Origin of the sequence: Streptomyces sp. NPDC048483 (assembly GCF_040651455.1) — a bacterium.
In the GTDB taxonomy this organism is placed as follows: domain Bacteria; phylum Actinomycetota; class Actinomycetes; order Streptomycetales; family Streptomycetaceae; genus Streptomyces.
This window is the reverse complement of sequence record NZ_JBEZJZ010000026.1, coordinates 1-16315: the sequence shown is the minus strand read 5'-3', so window position 1 is coordinate 16315 and position 16315 is coordinate 1. Positions and strand designations below refer to the sequence as shown.

Below are 16315 nucleotides of genomic sequence, written 5' to 3'. Positions count from 1 at the left end.
GACGCGCGGAGCCTAGTCGATGCCACGTGCGAGATGAACGAGGCTTGCTAGCGTGCCCGTTGCACGTCCGAAAATGCCCGGCGGAACGGGCACCAACAGGAACGCATGAGTCACCAACGGGGGAACACGAAATGACCACACAGGATCATCGGGACGATTACCTGGACCTGGACGCGATCGTCGGCAGCCTGGACGACAGCGCGGACGCGAGCACCGCAGGCGACGCGGACGGCACCGCGCCGGCCGCCCGGGCGGCCCTGCACCACAGCTCCTACGCCACCGCCCCCGGCTACCGTCTCAAGGTCCGCCAGGGCCCCGGCACCGATACGCCGGTCGTGCGGCGGCTGGCCGAGGGCGCCCGGATCCAGATCCGCTGCCAGACCCGCGGCCAGCGGGTCAGCGGCCCGTACGGCACCTCGAACATCTGGGACAACATCGCACCGGGCGAGTACGTCTCCGACGCCTACGTCCGCACCGGCAGCAGCGGGATGGTCACGCAGAGCTGCATGAACTGAACCCCGCGGGAGCCTGGGGCCGCCGGGGCCGCCGGGGCCGCCGGGGCCGCTGGGGCCGCCGGGGCCGCTCTCCGGCCCCGGCTCCCGTCGCCGGGGCTGCTATCTGCTGGGAGCTTGGTCATCGAAGCACTGTGTCCCTCAAGTTGTGTTGCCGGCGGGCCGGTTGTCAGTGGTGGTCTATAGGCTGGTCAGGTGCGTCATCAGCAGGGGCTTCGGTTCGAACTGGCCCCCACCTCGGAGCAGGCGGCCCTCATGGGGCGTCACTGAAGACCTACGGCATCCCGGAGAATCAGCTCACCAAGGTTCCGTGGTCGGCGCCGGCGGTGGAGAAGGAAGGGCGAACCGCCCATCCGGAGCGCTACCCGTGGTTCTCCGAGGGCAAGATGTCCTCTCGTGTGCCGAAGGAAGCCTGCCGGGTGCGTGCTGCAGGGCTGAAGAACTACTTCGACTCCCGTGCCGGAAAGCGCAACGGCGTCCGGTTGGGCTGGCCGAAGTGGCGCAAGCGTCAGCACGGCTCCCGTTTCCGCTACGACGCCGACCGCGCCAAGCCGCTCGATGCCTGCACTGTCCGCCTGCCTGCCATCGGCGACGTGGCCACCCGAGAAAACATGTCCTGGCTCACCGACCGCATGGCAGCCGGCCACGCCCGCATCCTCGGCGCGACCGTACGCGAGCAGGCCGGACGGTGGTGGGTCTCCTTTCAGATCGAGGTGGACCGCGACGACATCAACAAGCGGCACCAGGCCGCCGAGGAGGCCCCGGCGTGCGGGATCGATCTCGGGCTGAAGACGTTCGCGGTCATCAAGAACAGCGACGGCAGCACCGAAGAGATCCACGCTCCGAAGCCGCTGAAGGCCGCACAGCGTGCCCTGAAGCGGGCCAACCGCAAACTCGCCCGCAGCAAGGAGGACTCCAACAACCGGGCCAAGGCCCGGCGCCGTGTCGCGCAGCTCCACCTGCGCGTCGCCGACCGGCGCAGGGGCTTCCTGCACAAGACCACCACCAGGCTGACGAGAACCAGGTCGGCCATCGCCGTGGAGACCCTGAACGTCCAGGGCATGGTCAAAAACCGCAGGCTGGCCCGCGCCATCAGTGATGCCGGGTTCGGCAAGTTCGTCCGCCAGATCGCACCTGGGTCTGCCCCGGATGCGGCGCCGTCCACGACAGAGATCACCACGCGGCCGGCAACCTCCTCGCCGCGATGCGCACCGAGCAAGACTGACATCAAAACCCTCGCCGGGAAGTTCCCCGGAGAGGAAAAACGCCTCGTGGAGACCACGTAAGACCTCACTCTCCGGAGTCGGCGGCGGTCGATGAAGCAGGAAGATGATCAGCGAAGGAATCGCTGAGATTCACGCAACGGATAATCGATGCCATGAGTGATAGTGATGAGCAGACGCCCGGCGGCCCGAAGCGGGACGACGAGGGAGCCGGCGGCCCGGAGCCCGAGGAGATCCGGTTCTTCGGCACCACCTGGGTCCACCACGACGGCGGCTACGCCCTGCGCCGGGCCGGTGTCGCGGTGGGTTCGCTCGTGCTCGCCGCCGTCGGGGCGCTCGTCCTGCGCTTCGCTTTCCAGGGTCTGGAATTCGGCAACGTCGGCCCGCTCGTCAGCATCCTCGTCGTCGCCGGTTTCGCCGTCTGCAGCGCTCTCGCGTTCCGCCGCACCTGGGAGGGCTTCGTCCGGCGCCCCGATCCGTCCACCGCGAGCGCCGCCGACAAATCCGCCCAGAGTCTGATGCTCATCGGCTTCATCGGCTCCCTCCTGGCCTACTTCTGCCGCAGCCTGACCGAGGCCCCCGGAGAGAAACTCCGCCGCGCCGAGTACGAGGCGGCCCGCGAACGCCACGAGCGCCGCCGCAACGCCCGCACCGGCAACCCGGCCGCGAAGCAGCCCAAGCCAAAGGGCAAGAAGCGCCGCTAGGCCGTTGTTGGTCCAGTGCCGCTAGGCCGTTTGTCGGTCGGGCCGGCTGACCGCTGGCCGGGTTGTGCCGTCAAGTGACCAACCTCGACAGCGCGGCATCCTGGCCCGCATCACCACACGGCCCTTATTGCCACAAAGAGTGCCGGCCGGTTGGCCACCGCCCCGAATGCAATAGGGCCGTAAATGGATAATTAAACAATCGTTGAAGTTCCGAAAACTCCGTCAAGGGAAACCCATGGTCAGGCCACGACCTGGGATGCCTAGTCTCGTGGTGAACCGCGGTTCGCAGGACACGCAGCAGGTCATCGGCTGCGTGCCTTTTTCCGGCATGGCCGGACGCATTCCATGCAACACCCAACGGGGAGGCCCTTGATGTCCGGATTTCATGCGCCATCACAGGACGAGTTCCATGAATACTCCGGCCTGACGGCCAAACAGGCCCATCACCTCCACGACATTCAGAGCTATACCAGCCACCACTGCAGTAAAGACGATGACCTGGACGGCCTTCTTCTGCCCCTGCGTTTGCTCGTCCCGCAGACGGCCGACTTCTTCTCCGGCAAGCTCGCCCAGTGCCATCGGGGCATGGGTGTCATCGGGGACAAGGTTCACCGGACGAGCAGCGACTACGCCTCGGCCGACCATCAGGCCATGACGGACCTGCACGCCATCTACCCGGGAGCGATCTCCCACTTCCCGAACATCGCGAGCCTCCCGGGCGCCTCCCGGGTCGGTAACTTCACCGACGAGGCGGTGTCCCTCAAGGAGCCGGTCAACGCGGAAGAGGCCACCGCGAAGAACATCCACCACCAGCTCAGGCTGCTGGGCCTGAAGAGCGAACTGAAGACCGCCGACAAGGTATTCAAGTTCTTCACCGGGCAGAGCCTGGTCGAACTCCTCCTCAAGCCCCTGACCGGTGACTACGGCCGCTTGATGTCTCTGCACGAGGCCTACGACACCATGGGCGAGGCCGCTTACACCGTCGCCGGAACCCTTCGCAAGGGCTCCTGGGCCCTCGGGAGCGAGTGGAAGGGGGACACCGGCACCGCCTTCGACTCCTACCTGTTCCGGTGGACGATGGGCATCGGTGGGGTCGGGGACGCCGCCAAGACGGTGGCCAAGGCGTACAAGGTCGGCTACGACATCGTCATCGTCCTCGTCCACCAGGCGCTGCGGAAGCTCAATGAGCTGATCGAGGAGGAGATCGAGGCGCTCGCCAAGGAGGGCGCGGAGATGCTGGCGGGTGACGCGGCCATCGAGGCTGTCGGGCTCGGTCCCGAGGATCCGCTGGCAGACATCGGCGTCGGCATCTACTCGGCCTACAAGCTCTACAAGATGTACAAGATCATCAGCAAGATCATCACTGCCATCAACATCATCGAGGGCATCTACAAGGCGATCGAAGCGGCGATCAAGGGGATCGAGGAATCGGTCAAGAAGGTCAGCGAGGCGCTGCACTCCCCGATGCCGACGGTGGACAGCCTCATCAACGATGTGGAGCAGCGGGGCTTCGAGTTCGAAAAGAGCGGCGGTTGGAGCGCTACCGCGGGCGCCGCACGCATCGGCATGCTCCCCGCGGCCTGACGCACTCGGCCGGGTCCGCCCGGCCGACGCCGTCCCCCTTCCTGACCTTTCCTGACCCTTCGCCCCGCAGGGAGCGCACCATGTCGTCGTACGATTCCTTCCCAGCCCAGTACCCCGGCCCGTCCCACCCGCCGCTGGACCCCGCCGACGAAGAGCGCCTGGCGGCCACGGACCGGCTCGGCGACGACCTGCTGGAGAGCAAGACCGAGCGCCAGGACGAGGTGACCCGGGAAATCTACGAGCAGCTCCGAGCGGGATCGGAAGTGGACGACATCAAACACCTCATCGCCAAGCTGAGCCGGGCGGGCACCGAGGACGCGGCCAACCGGCCGCTCGGCGAGGCGGCCAAGGGGCGACGTCCGTGATCCAGTCGCTCGGCTCCTTCACCGTCAGTGTCGAGTACGCCCGCGCCCACACCACCTTCCTGGTCAAGGTGGACGGGCAGCGGGAGCCGGTGGCGCGTATGCACAGGGAGGTGCACTACGAGGGCGTGCGCCCCTACACCGTCACCGCAGGACCGGGTCTGACGGAGTGCGTCGGGTACGTCAACGAGTGGAAGGCATTGCTGCCCGACCGCACGACGGTGGGGACCGTGGAGCGCAAAAGCCGCACGAACGGCGCGGACCGCTGGACATTCGCTCAGCACGACCTGGGGGAACTGGCCGGTGAGCCGGCGGGCGCCGGGAGTCGGCTGCGTCACGCCTCCCCGTTGCGGATGGCCTTCGACGCCGCACAGGTCAACAATGTCCTCTCACACCGCCTGCGGTTCCGGTCGGACGAGTCCGCAGGCTTCGAGTTCTCCCGGCCCGCCGGGATCCGCTCCAGCTACGTGGTCACGGTGCATGACCCCCGCGTCAGCCGTCTCCTGGTGCTCTCCTGTCTCGCGCAGTTCAACCGGTACGTCGCGTCCGACCCGCGCAAAAACCTGGTCGACCTGGTCTCCAACCCGCTCAAGGACTGAGGCCTGCCGCGCAGTCACCGGAAGGCCGGCGCGGTCGCTGACCGCATGAGGGCCGCCGCGCTCCGGCGCAGCGGCCCTCACGCATGCCGGTGGAGGGCCAACGGTTCATCAATTCCGGGCGCCCGCCCCGTATCGCAGGCAGGATGACCCGTATGCCCCAACGCCCCCACCAGGAACGCTCGTCCCGGCCCCCCACCCGTGCCGCCCGCGCCCGCTCCTTCGATGCGGTGGCCGCCCAGTACGCGGCATCGCGCCCCGGCTATCCCCCGGAGCTCTTCGACGCGATCGAGGAGCGCGCCGGCCGCTCGCTCAAGGGGGCACGGGTGCTGGACGTCGGGGCGGGCACCGGCATCGCCACCGCGCTGCTGGCCGCGCGCGGCGCCCAGGTCACCGCCGTCGAACCGGGCGCCGGAATGGCCGCCCAGCTGCGTGCCGACCTCCCCGCCACCCCGCTGGTGAGGGCGACCGGCGACGCCCTGCCCTTCTCCGACGCCGCCGCCTTCGACCTGGTCTGCTACGCCCAGGCCTGGCACTGGACCAACCCGGCCCGCTCGGTCCCGGAGGCGATGCGCGTACTGCGCCCGGGCGGCGCGCTCGCCCTCTGGTGGAACATCCCCCACCGGGAGACCGGCTGGGCCGTCGACCAGGACGCCCGGCTCGCCCGCCGGCTGCCCGGCTACGACCGCCACCGCGTCACGGACGACCCCGACACCCTCTTCCGCCGCCACGGCCTGCGCCCCGCATTCCGGGCGGTGGACTGGATCCGGCCGGTGCCCCTCGACACCCACCTCGCGATGCTCGGCAGCCACTCACAGTTCGCCGTCCTCGCCCCCGTAACGGCCGCCTCCGTCCTGGAGGATGAACGGGCCGCCCTCCTGGACGTCTTCCCGGGCGGCATCGTCCAGGAGGAGTACGGGGTCGACCTCACTGTCACACTCCGCCCGGCGGGGTCGTCCTAAGGGCGACGACGGAACAGCGAGGCAGAGGAGCAACCCGTGACGAACCCGCACGACACCGAGGGCATGGCCGACGACCGGCTCGCCCACTTCGAGGAGCAGCGCAGCAGGCTCTGGGCCGTCGCCTACCGGATCATGGGCACCGTCACCGACGCCGACGACGCCGTGCAGGAGACCTGGCTGCGCTGGCAGTCGCTGCCCGACGACCCGCCGGTGGCCAACCCGCGCGGCTATCTCACCACCGTGGTCAGCCGCATCTGTTACGACCTGCTGGGCTCGGCCCGCGCCCGCCGCGAGCGGTACGTCGGGCCCTGGCTCCCGGAGCCGCTGCTCGCCGGTGCCGACGCCACCGGTGGCGACGCCATCGGTGCCGCCCCCGAGGACCGGGTCACCCTCGACGAATCCGTCGGCATGGCCCTGCTGACCGTCCTGGAACGCCTCACCCCCGCCGAACGCACCGCCTTCATCCTCCACGACGTCTTCGCGGTCCCCTTCCCGGAGATCGCCGAGGCGGTCGGCCGCACCCCGGAATCCGTACGGCAGCTGGCCTCCCGCGCCCGTAAGCGGGTCCGCGCCGAGGCCCCGCGCCGCACCGTGGACCCGGCGGAACACCGGCGCACCGTCGAGGCGTTCCTGTCCGCCGTGATGGGCGGCGACTTCGAGGCGCTGCTGTCCGTACTCGACCCCGAGGTCGTCTGGCGCTCCGACGGCGGCGGAAGGGTGTCCGCCGCCCGCCGCCCCGTGCTGGGCCGCGACAAGGTCGCCCGTTACGTCCTCGGCATGGTCACTCGCGGCTTCGACCCGTCGACGGTGCGGCTCGGGCTCCGGGACGTCAACGGCGCCACCGGCCTGGTCCTCGTCGACACCGCGGGCGACCGCACGGGCGTCTTCGCCTTCACGGTCCACGACGGTCGGATCACGGAGGTGGACGCCGTCATCAACCCGGACAAGCTCGGCCATCTCGACTTCGATCAGCTGTGAGGGCGTGACGGTGTGCACGTGACGGTGAGCACGTGACCGTGAGGGCAGGGCTGACATGCCATCAACTTCTTGCTGACGGCGTCATTTTGGGCATCCGTGGGAAATCCATCGGGCACCCGATGTCACACCCCACCACCCCACACCGTCCCCCTTCCGGCACACGCAACGGCGCCGCTGCACCCAGCCGCGGCGCCCCGGAATTCTCGTCCCAGGAGGACAGCATGAAGATCGTGGCGAACCGGCGGCCAGGGCAGCGGGTCGTCGTCCTCGGCGGCGGCTACGCGGGCATGATGGCCGCCCTCCGCCTCGCTCCGTACGCGCAGGTCACTCTCGTCGATCCCAGTGATCGGTTCACGGAGAGGGTGCGGGTGCACGAACTGGCCGCCGGTCGCCCCGACGTGAGCCATTCCCGCGCCCGGATGCTGCGCGGCACCGGCGTCGAGCACCTCACCGCCCGCGCCACGTCCCTCGACCCGGATGCCCGCGCCGTCCACACCGACTCCGGCCGCACCCTCCTCTACGACCGCCTCGTCTACGCCCTCGGCAGCCACACCGACCCTCGCGGCGCGGGTGAACGGGGCTTTACCGCCGAGACCGCCACCGCGCTCCACAAGCGCCTGCTGGACACACCAGGCACGCTGGCCGTGGTCGGCGGCGGCCTGACCGGCATCGAAATGGCCGCCGAGATCGCCGAATCCCACCCGCAGTGGGCGGTGCGCCTGCTCACCGGCGGCGAGATCGGCGCCGGCCTCTCCGCCCGCGGCCGCGCTCATGTCCGTACGGTCCTGGACCGCCTGCACGTACAGGTCGAGGAGGGCCGCCATGTTGTCGACGCGGACGCCGTCGACGCCGAAGCCGTGCTGTGGACGGCTGCCATGACCGCCGCCGATGGCCTCGCCAAGGACGCCGGCCTGGACACCGACCCGGCCACCGGCCGCCTCCGCGTCGATGCCGCGCTGCGCTCCGTCAGCCACCCCGACATCTACGCCGCGGGCGACGCGGCCGCCGCCCACGCCCGCCGCGCCGGTGCCCTGCGGATGGCCTGCGCCACCGCCCTGCCCACCGGCGCGCACGCCGCCGCCGCGATCGCCGCCGAGTCGCGCGGCGCCGAGCCCCGCCCGTTGGCGTTCTCGTTCATGGTGCAGTGCGTGAGCCTGGGCCGGCATGACGGGCTCATCCAGTCCGTACGGCCCGACGACTCACCGCGCGAGCGGGTGCTGACGGGCCGTCCGGCTGCCCGGGTCAAGGAACGGGTCTGCCGCTCTGCCGTGGCCTTTCTGCGGCTGGCCGCCCGCCGCCCCGGCGCCGTCCGCCTCGTCCCCTGGATCGGGTGAGAGAGGGGGAGGGGCCGGGCGAGGGGCCGGGGGAGCGGCCTCTGCACTGGCCGCACCTGCCGGGCGTCGGAGGCCTCCTCAGAACGTCCGGTCCGGCTTGCCCTTCCCGTACAGCCAGACGTCGAAGAGTTCCTTCAGGTCCTTGTCCGTCTGCTCCTGGCAGAAGGCGATGAACTCCGCCGAATCGGCGGTGCCGTAGCGGTGCTCGGCCGGCCACTCCTTGAGGATCCGGAAGAACGTTTTGTCGCCGACGGCGTTCCGCAGCTGCTGGAGCACCATGCCGCCGCGGTAGTAGACGGGATCACCGGTCACCTGCGCCGCCTTGCCGGGCCTGCCCGGCGGGTAGGCCCAGAGCTTGTCCTTCTTGCCCTTCTTGTAGAGCGCGTCGAACTGCTGCTGGGGCGTCTTGCCGCCCTCGTGCTCGTCCCACAGCCACTCGGCGTAGGTCGCGAAGCCTTCGTTGAGCCAGGTGTCCTGCCAGGTCTTCGGCGTGACCGAGTCGCCGAACCACTGGTGGGACATCTCGTGCACCACGGTCACGGTGTCCGGCGCGCCGGCGTAGATCGGCTTGGTCTGGCTCTCCAGGGCCTGCCAGTCGATCCGCTCCGGGGTGTTGTCGACGATCGCGCCCGCGGACCGGAAGGGGTACGGGCCGAACAGCCCGCGCTCCCACTTGATGATCTCCGGCAGCCGGTTCAGCACCTTCCTGCTGCCGGCCTCCTCCGCCGGATCCACCGCCTCGTACAGCGGCAGCCCGTCGGCCGTACGGGACTCGGTGAAGCGGAAGTTCCCGATGGTGGCGGTCGTCAGATAGCTGGCCATCGGCAGGCCGTTGTGCCATACGTACGTCGTCCGGCCCTTGGCGGTCTTCTTCGACCGCAACTCCCCGTTGGCGACGGCCGTGTACTTCGCCGGCACGGTGATCGTGAAGTCGTAGGTCGCCTTGTCACTGGGGTGGTTGTTGACCGGGTACCAGGTCATCGCCCCTCCCGGCTCCCCGGCGACGAACGCGCCGTCAGGAGTCTTGACCCATCCCTCGTGCGACTCGTCGGGGTCCGTCATCTCCTGCGGGGTCCCGCGGTAGGTGACGGTGGTACGGAAGGTGGCGCCCTTCTCGAGCCCGGCGCCCGGCGTGACCGTCAGCTTGTGGCCCTTGCGGGAGAAGGCGGCGTCCTCGCCGTCGACCTGCACGCCGGACACCTCCAGTCCCCGCAGATCGAGCTTGAACGACCGCAGATTCTGCTGGGCCTTGGCGGTGATCCGGGCGGTCGCGTCCAGATGCCGCTTCTTGACGTCGTAGTCGAGAGCGAGCCCGTAGTGGGTGACCTGATAACCGCCGTTGCCGAGCGACGGGAAGAGGGGGTCACCGACCCCGCCGGAGCCCGCCGCCCCCTTGGCGGCCCCTCCCGTACAGGAGGACAGCAGCAGGGCGACGGACAGCGCGGCGGTCGCACCGCAGTGACGCAGGGGCCGGCGGGTTGTCACAGCACTCCCAGGGTCGAAGGTCAACAAGTCCCCCGACCCTATGGCCCTTTCCGGCGGAACGCCGGTCCTTTCCTTTAGCGGCCGTTATGGAGCAAAGGGTTCCGTTCCTGGGCGGTCCGGCCGGTCCGGCCTACGTCCTCCGAACGGCATGTGCGCCGCCCGGTGGCCGTCCACCGCCGCCGCTCCCCGCCGCGGCCGGGCGCCGCTGCTCGGCCCAGCTGCCGAGCGCGGCCGCACAGGCATGGTCGAGATGCCGCAGCCCGGACAGATCCAGCTCGATCTCCCGGTCCCGGGGCAGCGCCTCCAACTGGTCGAGCAGCTTCGGCAGCCGCAGGAACGTGGCATGCCCGACGGCCCGTACGCGAACGGGCCGCTGGGACGCGGGAGTCACGCCGGCTTCCTCTGCCGCATCGGCGCCGTCCATCCCCACGATCTCCAGGTGGACGTGCGAGGTCTCCCACGCCGACTTGGCGATCGCCATCAGGAGCCCCAGCAGCACCCCCTCGAACATGTTGGTGGCCACGATCGCCACCGCCGTCGCCGCCAGCACCACCGCCTCGCCCCGGTGCTCCCGCCACAGGGGACGCAGCTCGCGCACCGGGATCAGCTTCCAGCCCGCATGCACCAGGACGCCGGCCAGCGCGGCCACCGGCACCACCCCCAGGGCCGCCGGGAACGCCGCCGCGAACACCAGCAGCCAGACGCCGTGCAGCACCCGCGAGGCCTTGGTCCGTGCGCCCGCCCGCACATTGGCGGCGCTGCGGACGATCACCGCGGTCATCGGGAGCGCCCCGAGCAGCCCGCACACCGCGTTGCCGGCCCCCTGGGCCATCAGCTCCTTGTCGTAGTCCGTCCGCGGCCCGTCGTGCAGCCGGTCCACCGCGGCCGCGCTGAACAGCGATTCCGCCGACGCGATCAGCGCGAACGCCAGCACCGTGCCCAGCGCCCCGATCTCGGCGAGCCGCCCGATGTCGGCAAGACCCGGCGGCTGTACGGCCTCCAGCAGGCCCTCCACCTCGACGCGGGCCACCGGCAGATCCAGTACGAACACGACGGCCGACGCCGGCACCACCGCCACCAGGGCCGCGGGCAGCAGCTCCGCCGCCCGCCGCCAGCGCGGCCAGAGCAGCAGGACGAAAATGGTCGCCGCGCCGACAGCCAGCGCCGCAAGCCCGGTGTCGGACCCGGCCGTCTCGGCCGCAAGCTCCGGCAGGCCGGCCAGATTGGCCGGTCCGTTACCGGGCGCCTTCGCATCCACCAGGGTGTACAGCTGGCTGCCGATCAGCACCAGCCCGATGCCCGCCAGCATCCCCTGCACCACCGCAACGGAGATGGCCCGGAACCACCGCCCGAGCCGCAGCGCCCCCATGACCAGCTGAAGCATCCCGGCGGCCAGCACCAGTGTCCCCAGCGTGCCGAGCCCGTACTCCTGCACGGCCTCGTAGACCAGCACGGTCAGCCCGGCGGCCGGCCCGCTGACCTGCAGACTGCTTCCGGGAAGCAGCCCGGTGAGCAGCCCCCCGACGATCCCGGTGACCAGCCCCAGCTCGGCCGGCACCCCGGAGGCGACGGCCACCCCGACACACAGCGGGACGGCGACGAGAAAGACCACGAGCGACGCGGTGAAGTCGGCCCGCCAGACGGGCAGCATCCGCCGGGACAGCCGCCCGGATATGCGGCCGGATTTCCGCGGGGAATTCGAGAACATCTGCCGGAATTTCTGCATGAGGGTGCCTCCAGCGTGACGAGATGCGGTGGCGCGCGACGCGGCGGCGCGCATGCGGGCGCGCGCGACATGACGCCATGAACGTGACGGCTGGATCCGTCGGAAAATGCGCGGGCCGGGGAAGGCCCTGGGGCAGCTCGGCTCGTGGCTCTCAGCAGCGGAAGACGTGATGGCGGCCCGACAGTTCGCCGGATCTCGACAGGGGGACGGCCTGATGCCCGGTCAGCGGTACGGACACGGGCAGCCCGTCGCCGTCGCGTACGGGGCCGGCGGTCGACAGGGGAGTGGACTGCGGCGCCGCCGCGGACACGGCGGCGGCCGACCGCGCGCCACGGCGCGGCCGGCTGCGGTCGGTGGCGGCTTCCGGATGGTCATGGGATGCGTGCGCCACCGGGGTGGTGGTCGGGGCGCGGGCCCCGTCGGCCTCGGTCCGCGAGACCGCTGCGCCCTGGCCGTACGCCTGCCTGTACACCCCTGCGGCGCCGGCCGGAACGACGAGAACGGCGATCACCATCATCAAAAGGAACCGGCCGAGACCGCGAATCCGACTGTCGGTCATCATCGCCCCTTCCGATTCCGGCGCGTTCCGGCGCGTTTCGGTGTGGCTGGACAGTGCCCTCCATTGTGTCCAAGAGGACACGCTCTGCCGCAACTCGGCATGTAACCGCCCTGTAAACCCGGAACTACCGAATAGGAATGATCAGCTCCGATCAACCCGGCGCCCGCCGGAGCGCGGCCCGGCTCCCCAAGCGCCCCTCGGCACCGGTGGCCGCCCTCAACCGCTTGACGTCCACCCCACCCAGCAGGATTATTCATCGCGTGATGAATTACTCCCGCGCCCCTGCCGACCTGCCCGCCCCCGCCGACCGGCCGGCCTCGGACCCGGCTGTCCACGCCCGCCACCTCACCGTCGCCCGAGGCGGCCGCACTGTCCTCGACGACCTGGCCTTCGCCGTCCCCCGCGGCCAGGTCACCGGCCTCCTCGGCCCCTCCGGCTGCGGCAAATCCACCCTGATGCGGGCCGTCGTCGGCACCCAGGCCAAGGTCACCGGCACCCTCGACGTCCTGGGCCGGCCCGCCGGCCACCCCCGCCTGCGCCCCCGCATCGGCTACGTCACCCAGAATCCGGCTGTATACGACGACCTCACCGTCCGCCAGAACCTCGACTACTTCGCCGCCGTACTGCACCCCGGCCGCGCCGCCCGCCGCGCCACCGTCACCCGCGCCATCGAGGACGTCGACCTCACCCGCCACGCCGACGCCCTGGCCGGCAACCTCTCCGGCGGCCAGCGCAGCCGCGTCTCCCTGGCCGTGGCCCTCCTCGGCACCCCGGAACTCCTCGTCCTGGACGAGCCGACCGTCGGCCTCGACCCCGTCCTCCGCCGCGACCTGTGGACGCTCTTCCACACCCTCGCCACCGACCGCGCGGCCACCCTCCTCGTCTCCTCCCACGTCATGGACGAGGCCGAGCGCTGCCACCGCCTCCTGCTGATGCGTGAGGGCCGGATCCTGGCCGACCAAGCCCCCGACGCCCTCCGCGACCGCACCGGCGCCCCCACCGTCGAGGCCGCCTTCCTCCGACTCGTCGACGAAGCCCGAGCGGCGGCCCAGGGCCCCCAGCCCCCCATCCCCGCCGAGGAGCCCACCCCATGACCACCACCGCCCCCGCCCCGGTGCCCCGCGTCCTCTCGGCGTCCCGGACCCTCGCCACCACTGCCCGGGTCCTCCGCCAGCTGCACCACGACCCCCGCACCCTCGCGTTGCTGCTCATCGTCCCGTGCGCACTGATCACGCTCCTCCGCTACGTCTTCGACGCCCACCCGGCCACGTTCAACAGCATCGGTGCCTCGCTCCTCGGCATCTTCCCGATGATCACGATGTTCCTGGTGACCTCCATCGCGACCCTCCGCGAACGCACCTCGGGCACCCTGGAACGCCTCCTCGCCATGCCCCTGGGCAAGGCCGATCTGATCACCGGCTACGCCCTGGCCTTCGGCCTCCTGGCGATCCTCCAGTCCACCGTGGCCACCGCTCTCTCCGTCTGGGTCCTCGGCCTCGACATCGTCGGCTCCCCCTGGCTGCTCCTGCTCGTCGCCGTCCTGGACGCCCTCCTCGGCACGGCCCTCGGCCTCTTCGTCTCGGCCTTCGCCGCCTCCGAATTCCAGGCCGTCCAGTTCATGCCGGCCGTCCTGATGCCCCAGCTCCTCCTCTGCGGCCTCTTCGCCCCGCGCGACACCATGCATCCGGTCCTGGAAGCCATCTCCCACGTCCTCCCCATGACCTACGCCGTCGACGGCATGACCGAGGTCCTCACCCACCCCGACATCACCACCGCCTTCGTCCGCGACACCGCCACCGTCACGGCCTGCGCCCTCCTGGTCCTCGTCCTGGGCGCGGCCACCCTCCGCCGCCGCACGCCCTGACCACACACCCACGGCGTGGTGGCCGCCCCCAACGGGTCCACCCAGCGAAACGCACCCCCACCCGCACCCCCCACGATGCGAGGATGACCACACAGGCCCCACACCAGCGGAAAGGCAACCCCGCGCGATGACCCAGAAGGTCGCAGTCCTCGGCACCGGAAAAATCGGCGAAGCCCTCCTCAGCGGAATGATCCGCGGCGGCTGGGCCCCCTCCGACCTCCTGGTCACCGCCCGCCGCCAGGAACGCGCCGCCCAACTCCACGACCGCTACGGCGTAGCGGCGGTCAGCAACGCCGAGGCCGCCAAGTCCGCCGACACCCTGATCCTCACGGTCAAACCCCAGGACATGGGCACCCTCCTCGAGGAACTGGCCCCGCACGTCCCCGCCGACCGCCTGGTCATCAGCGGCGCCGCAGGCATTCCGACCTCGTACTTCGAGGAACGCCTCGCCACCCACACTCCGGTCGTCCGCGTCATGACGAACACCCCGGCCCTCGTCGACGAGGCCATGTCCGTCATCTCCGCCGGCAGCCACGCCACCGCCGCCCACCTCACCCTCGCCGAGGAGATCTTCTCCACCGTCGGCAAGACCCTCCGCGTCCCCGAGACCCAGCAGGACGCCGCCACGGCCCTCTCCGGCTCCGGCCCGGCCTACTTCTACTTCCTCGTCGAGGCGATGACCGACGCCGGCATCCTCCTCGGCCTCCCGCGCGACAAGGCCCACGACCTGATCGTCCAGGCCGCCATCGGCGCCGCCGTGATGCTCCGCGACAGCGGCGAACACCCCGTCACACTCCGCGAGAACGTCACATCCCCGGCCGGCACCACCATCAACGCCATCCGCGAACTCGAAAACCACGGCGTCCGCGCCGCGATGATCTCCGCCCTGGAAGCCGCCCGGGACCGCAGCCGCGAACTGGCCTCCGGTAAAGGCTGACCCCGGCACCCGCGCCGAGCGAACAGCCCCACGACGGGGTGGCCGTCCCCCAGGGAGACGGCCACCCCGCCACGGCCGGCCGCTACGCCAACAGCCCCACAGCCCGATACGCCGCATCCACCCGAGGCCGAGCCAGCCCCCGAGCCCGCTCGGCCCCATCCCGCAACACACCATCGACATACGCCGGATCCGCAGCCAGCGCAGCATGCCGCTCCCGCACCGGCCGCAACACCTCCACCACCGCGTCCGCCGCGTCCTTCTTCAAGGTCCCGTACGAGCCGTACGCACCGGCCAGCTTCTCCGGGTCCCCACCCGTACAGGCCGCCAGCACATTCAGCAGATTCGCCACCCCCGGCCGCTCATCCGGCTCGTACGCCACATCACTCCCCCCATCCGTCACAGCCCGCATCACCTTCTTCCGCACCACTTCGGCCTCATCCAGCACATAAACCACCCCCGTCTTCCGTCCCTGCCCCGACTTCCCCATCTTTGACGTCGGCTCCTGCAGATCCATCACCCGCGCCGCCACCTTCGGATGCGTCGCCCTGGGCACCACAAACGTCGGCCCGTACCGCTGGTTGAACCGCTCCGCCAGATCCCGCGTCAGCTCGACGTGCTGCGCCTGGTCCGCCCCGACCGGCACCTCCTGCGTCCCGTACGCCAGGATGTCCGCCGCCATCAACGCCGGATACGTCAGCAACGACACCCGCACGCTCTCGCCCCGAAGCGCCGCCGCCGCGGCCTTCTCCTTGTACTGGATCATCCGCCGCATCTCGCCATCGGCGGCCGTGCACTCCATCAGATACGACAGCCGCGCATGCTCATCCACATGGCTCTGCACAAACACCGTGCACCGCTCCGGATCCAGCCCCATCGCCAGCATCAACGTCGCCGCCTGCCGACTCAGCCGCCGCACCCGTGCCGGATCGTGCTCCACGGTCAACGCATGCATGTCCACCACACAGAACAACGCCTCGGCCCGGTGCTGATCCACCTCGGCCCACCGCCGCATCGCCCCCAGGTAGTTCCCCAGCGTCAGATGCCCCGTTGGCTGCACCCCACTGAAGATCCGAGGCCCGGCAGCACCGCTCGCCCGCGTACCCAACATCCATCTCTCCCCTACGTCGTCTACTTCGCCGATACGTCACGGGGCCGCCGACCTCAGCGGCCGGCTACGAGATGGAGATACGCGAACGGCCGCCGAAGCGGCGGCCGTGGTCATGCATGCGCAGGTGGTCGGCCGCCGTCAGGCGGGCCACCACTGCTGTACGAGCGCATGCGCAGTCATGGGCCCCAAAGTACCGGCACACCCCCCACTCCGCACGGGTTTGAAGCACCCCACCCCCTCGTGTAGTGTTCTCCGAGTTGCCCCGGAGCCGACAGGCCCCGGGCGACCATCCCGCCGCTTCGCGGCACACCACTACTGCACGGCCCCTCACCGGGAACGATTTCGGCATGCCGAAATTCGGACCGGGACTCGATTATGAGT

The 16315-nt window shown here is 70.4% G+C and carries 16 protein-coding genes and 2 pseudogenes; 13 read left to right on the top strand and 5 right to left on the bottom strand.

Annotated elements, in window-relative coordinates:
• Positions 1 to 131 precede the first annotated feature (131 nt).
• The 4 genes and pseudogenes from AB0D04_RS16300 to AB0D04_RS16285 all read left to right on the top strand — a co-directional run bounded on the left by AB0D04_RS16300 (position 132) and on the right by AB0D04_RS16285 (position 2439).
• The gene (locus AB0D04_RS16300) at positions 132 to 515 is read left to right on the top strand and encodes a peptidase (RefSeq protein WP_362703327.1); all 384 of its coding nucleotides are present in this window, start codon (positions 132 to 134) and stop codon (positions 513 to 515) included.
• Positions 516 to 898: 383 nt separating this feature from the next.
• Positions 899 to 1582: pseudogene (locus tag AB0D04_RS16295) on the top strand (transposase); the annotation flags it as partial.
• A 77-nt stretch (positions 1583 to 1659) separates the two neighbouring features.
• Positions 1660 to 1737 (top strand): annotated as a pseudogene (locus AB0D04_RS16290) (hypothetical protein); the annotation flags it as partial.
• Between the two features lie 153 nt (positions 1738 to 1890).
• Complete coding sequence (locus tag AB0D04_RS16285) at positions 1891 to 2439, top strand: hypothetical protein (RefSeq protein WP_362703325.1); 549 nt, start codon at positions 1891 to 1893, stop codon at positions 2437 to 2439.
• Between the two features lie 393 nt (positions 2440 to 2832).
• Here the strand turns inward: AB0D04_RS16285 and AB0D04_RS16280 are convergent, their stop codons facing one another.
• Complete coding sequence (locus AB0D04_RS16280) at positions 2833 to 3018, bottom strand: hypothetical protein (protein WP_362703323.1); 186 nt, start codon at positions 3016 to 3018, stop codon at positions 2833 to 2835.
• A 6-nt stretch (positions 3019 to 3024) separates the two neighbouring features.
• On the opposite strand from AB0D04_RS16280, the gene AB0D04_RS16275 reads away from it, so the two are divergent.
• The 6 genes from AB0D04_RS16275 (at position 3025) to AB0D04_RS16250 (ending at position 8255) form a co-directional block, all read left to right on the top strand.
• Entirely contained in the window at positions 3025 to 4023 is a 999-nt protein-coding gene (locus AB0D04_RS16275; protein ID WP_362703321.1) for a hypothetical protein, read from the top strand.
• Positions 4024 to 4103: 80 nt separating this feature from the next.
• Positions 4104 to 4388: a hypothetical protein gene (locus AB0D04_RS16270; protein WP_362703319.1), complete on the top strand. Its 285-nt coding sequence runs from the start codon at positions 4104 to 4106 to the stop codon at positions 4386 to 4388.
• Entirely contained in the window at positions 4385 to 4984 is a 600-nt protein-coding gene (locus AB0D04_RS16265; protein ID WP_362703318.1) for a hypothetical protein, read from the top strand. The genes AB0D04_RS16270 and AB0D04_RS16265 overlap by 4 nt, the downstream gene beginning before the upstream one ends.
• A 152-nt stretch (positions 4985 to 5136) precedes the next feature.
• Positions 5137 to 5943, top strand: a complete 807-nt coding sequence (locus tag AB0D04_RS16260; RefSeq protein ID WP_362703316.1) for a methyltransferase domain-containing protein — start codon at positions 5137 to 5139, stop codon at positions 5941 to 5943.
• A gap of 63 nt (positions 5944 to 6006) precedes the next feature.
• The gene (sigJ, locus tag AB0D04_RS16255) at positions 6007 to 6921 is read left to right on the top strand and encodes an RNA polymerase sigma factor SigJ (protein WP_362703425.1); all 915 of its coding nucleotides are present in this window, start codon (positions 6007 to 6009) and stop codon (positions 6919 to 6921) included.
• Between the two features lie 221 nt (positions 6922 to 7142).
• Positions 7143 to 8255: an FAD-dependent oxidoreductase gene (locus AB0D04_RS16250; RefSeq protein ID WP_362703315.1), complete on the top strand. Its 1113-nt coding sequence runs from the start codon at positions 7143 to 7145 to the stop codon at positions 8253 to 8255.
• Positions 8256 to 8333: 78 nt separating this feature from the next.
• On the opposite strand, the gene AB0D04_RS16245 is transcribed toward AB0D04_RS16250, so the two are convergent.
• The 3 genes from AB0D04_RS16245 to AB0D04_RS16235 form a co-directional block, all read right to left on the bottom strand.
• Positions 8334 to 9740 (bottom strand): M1 family metallopeptidase, encoded by a 1407-nt coding sequence (locus AB0D04_RS16245; protein ID WP_362703313.1) that lies wholly within the window; start codon positions 9738 to 9740, stop codon positions 8334 to 8336.
• Between the two features lie 130 nt (positions 9741 to 9870).
• Positions 9871 to 11391, bottom strand: a complete 1521-nt coding sequence (locus AB0D04_RS16240) for a SulP family inorganic anion transporter (protein WP_362703423.1) — start codon at positions 11389 to 11391, stop codon at positions 9871 to 9873.
• A gap of 226 nt (positions 11392 to 11617) precedes the next feature.
• Entirely contained in the window at positions 11618 to 12028 is a 411-nt protein-coding gene (locus AB0D04_RS16235; RefSeq protein ID WP_362703311.1) for a hypothetical protein, read from the bottom strand.
• A gap of 260 nt (positions 12029 to 12288) precedes the next feature.
• Between AB0D04_RS16235 and AB0D04_RS16230 the strand changes: the two genes are divergently transcribed.
• The 3 genes from AB0D04_RS16230 to proC all read left to right on the top strand — a co-directional run bounded on the left by AB0D04_RS16230 (position 12289) and on the right by proC (position 14826).
• A complete protein-coding gene (locus tag AB0D04_RS16230; protein WP_362703421.1) occupies positions 12289 to 13119 on the top strand; it encodes an ABC transporter ATP-binding protein in 831 nt (276 codons plus the stop codon).
• Positions 13116 to 13889: an ABC transporter permease gene (locus tag AB0D04_RS16225; protein WP_362703309.1), complete on the top strand. Its 774-nt coding sequence runs from the start codon at positions 13116 to 13118 to the stop codon at positions 13887 to 13889. The genes AB0D04_RS16230 and AB0D04_RS16225 overlap by 4 nt, the downstream gene beginning before the upstream one ends.
• Before the next feature lie 127 nt (positions 13890 to 14016).
• A complete protein-coding gene (gene proC / locus AB0D04_RS16220; RefSeq protein WP_362703308.1) occupies positions 14017 to 14826 on the top strand; it encodes a pyrroline-5-carboxylate reductase in 810 nt (269 codons plus the stop codon).
• Between the two features lie 82 nt (positions 14827 to 14908).
• Here proC and trpS read toward each other — a convergent pair whose 3' ends face one another.
• On the bottom strand, positions 14909 to 15934 hold the full coding sequence (trpS, locus tag AB0D04_RS16215; protein WP_362703307.1) for a tryptophan--tRNA ligase: 1026 nt from the start codon (positions 15932 to 15934) through the stop codon (positions 14909 to 14911).
• Positions 15935 to 16315 lie beyond the last annotated feature (381 nt).

Excerpts from the sequence above, each read along its gene's own strand:
- AB0D04_RS16300 (WP_362703327.1), top strand. The coding sequence starts at position 132 with ATGACCACACAGGATCATCGGGACGATTACCTGGACCTGGACGCGATC.
- AB0D04_RS16285 (WP_362703325.1), top strand. The coding sequence starts at position 1,891 with ATGAGTGATAGTGATGAGCAGACGCCCGGCGGCCCGAAGCGGGACGAC.
- AB0D04_RS16280 (WP_362703323.1), bottom strand. The coding sequence starts at position 3,018 with ATGGCACTGGGCGAGCTTGCCGGAGAAGAAGTCGGCCGTCTGCGGGAC.
- AB0D04_RS16275 (WP_362703321.1), top strand. The coding sequence starts at position 3,025 with ATGGGTGTCATCGGGGACAAGGTTCACCGGACGAGCAGCGACTACGCC.
- AB0D04_RS16270 (WP_362703319.1), top strand. The coding sequence starts at position 4,104 with ATGTCGTCGTACGATTCCTTCCCAGCCCAGTACCCCGGCCCGTCCCAC.
- AB0D04_RS16260 (WP_362703316.1), top strand. The coding sequence starts at position 5,137 with ATGCCCCAACGCCCCCACCAGGAACGCTCGTCCCGGCCCCCCACCCGT.
- sigJ (WP_362703425.1), top strand. The coding sequence starts at position 6,007 with ATGGCCGACGACCGGCTCGCCCACTTCGAGGAGCAGCGCAGCAGGCTC.
- AB0D04_RS16250 (WP_362703315.1), top strand. The coding sequence starts at position 7,143 with ATGAAGATCGTGGCGAACCGGCGGCCAGGGCAGCGGGTCGTCGTCCTC.
- AB0D04_RS16240 (WP_362703423.1), bottom strand. The coding sequence starts at position 11,391 with ATGCTGCCCGTCTGGCGGGCCGACTTCACCGCGTCGCTCGTGGTCTTT.
- AB0D04_RS16235 (WP_362703311.1), bottom strand. The coding sequence starts at position 12,028 with ATGATGACCGACAGTCGGATTCGCGGTCTCGGCCGGTTCCTTTTGATG.
- AB0D04_RS16230 (WP_362703421.1), top strand. The coding sequence starts at position 12,289 with ATGAATTACTCCCGCGCCCCTGCCGACCTGCCCGCCCCCGCCGACCGG.
- AB0D04_RS16225 (WP_362703309.1), top strand. The coding sequence starts at position 13,116 with ATGACCACCACCGCCCCCGCCCCGGTGCCCCGCGTCCTCTCGGCGTCC.
- proC (WP_362703308.1), top strand. The coding sequence starts at position 14,017 with ATGACCCAGAAGGTCGCAGTCCTCGGCACCGGAAAAATCGGCGAAGCC.
- trpS (WP_362703307.1), bottom strand. The coding sequence starts at position 15,934 with ATGTTGGGTACGCGGGCGAGCGGTGCTGCCGGGCCTCGGATCTTCAGT.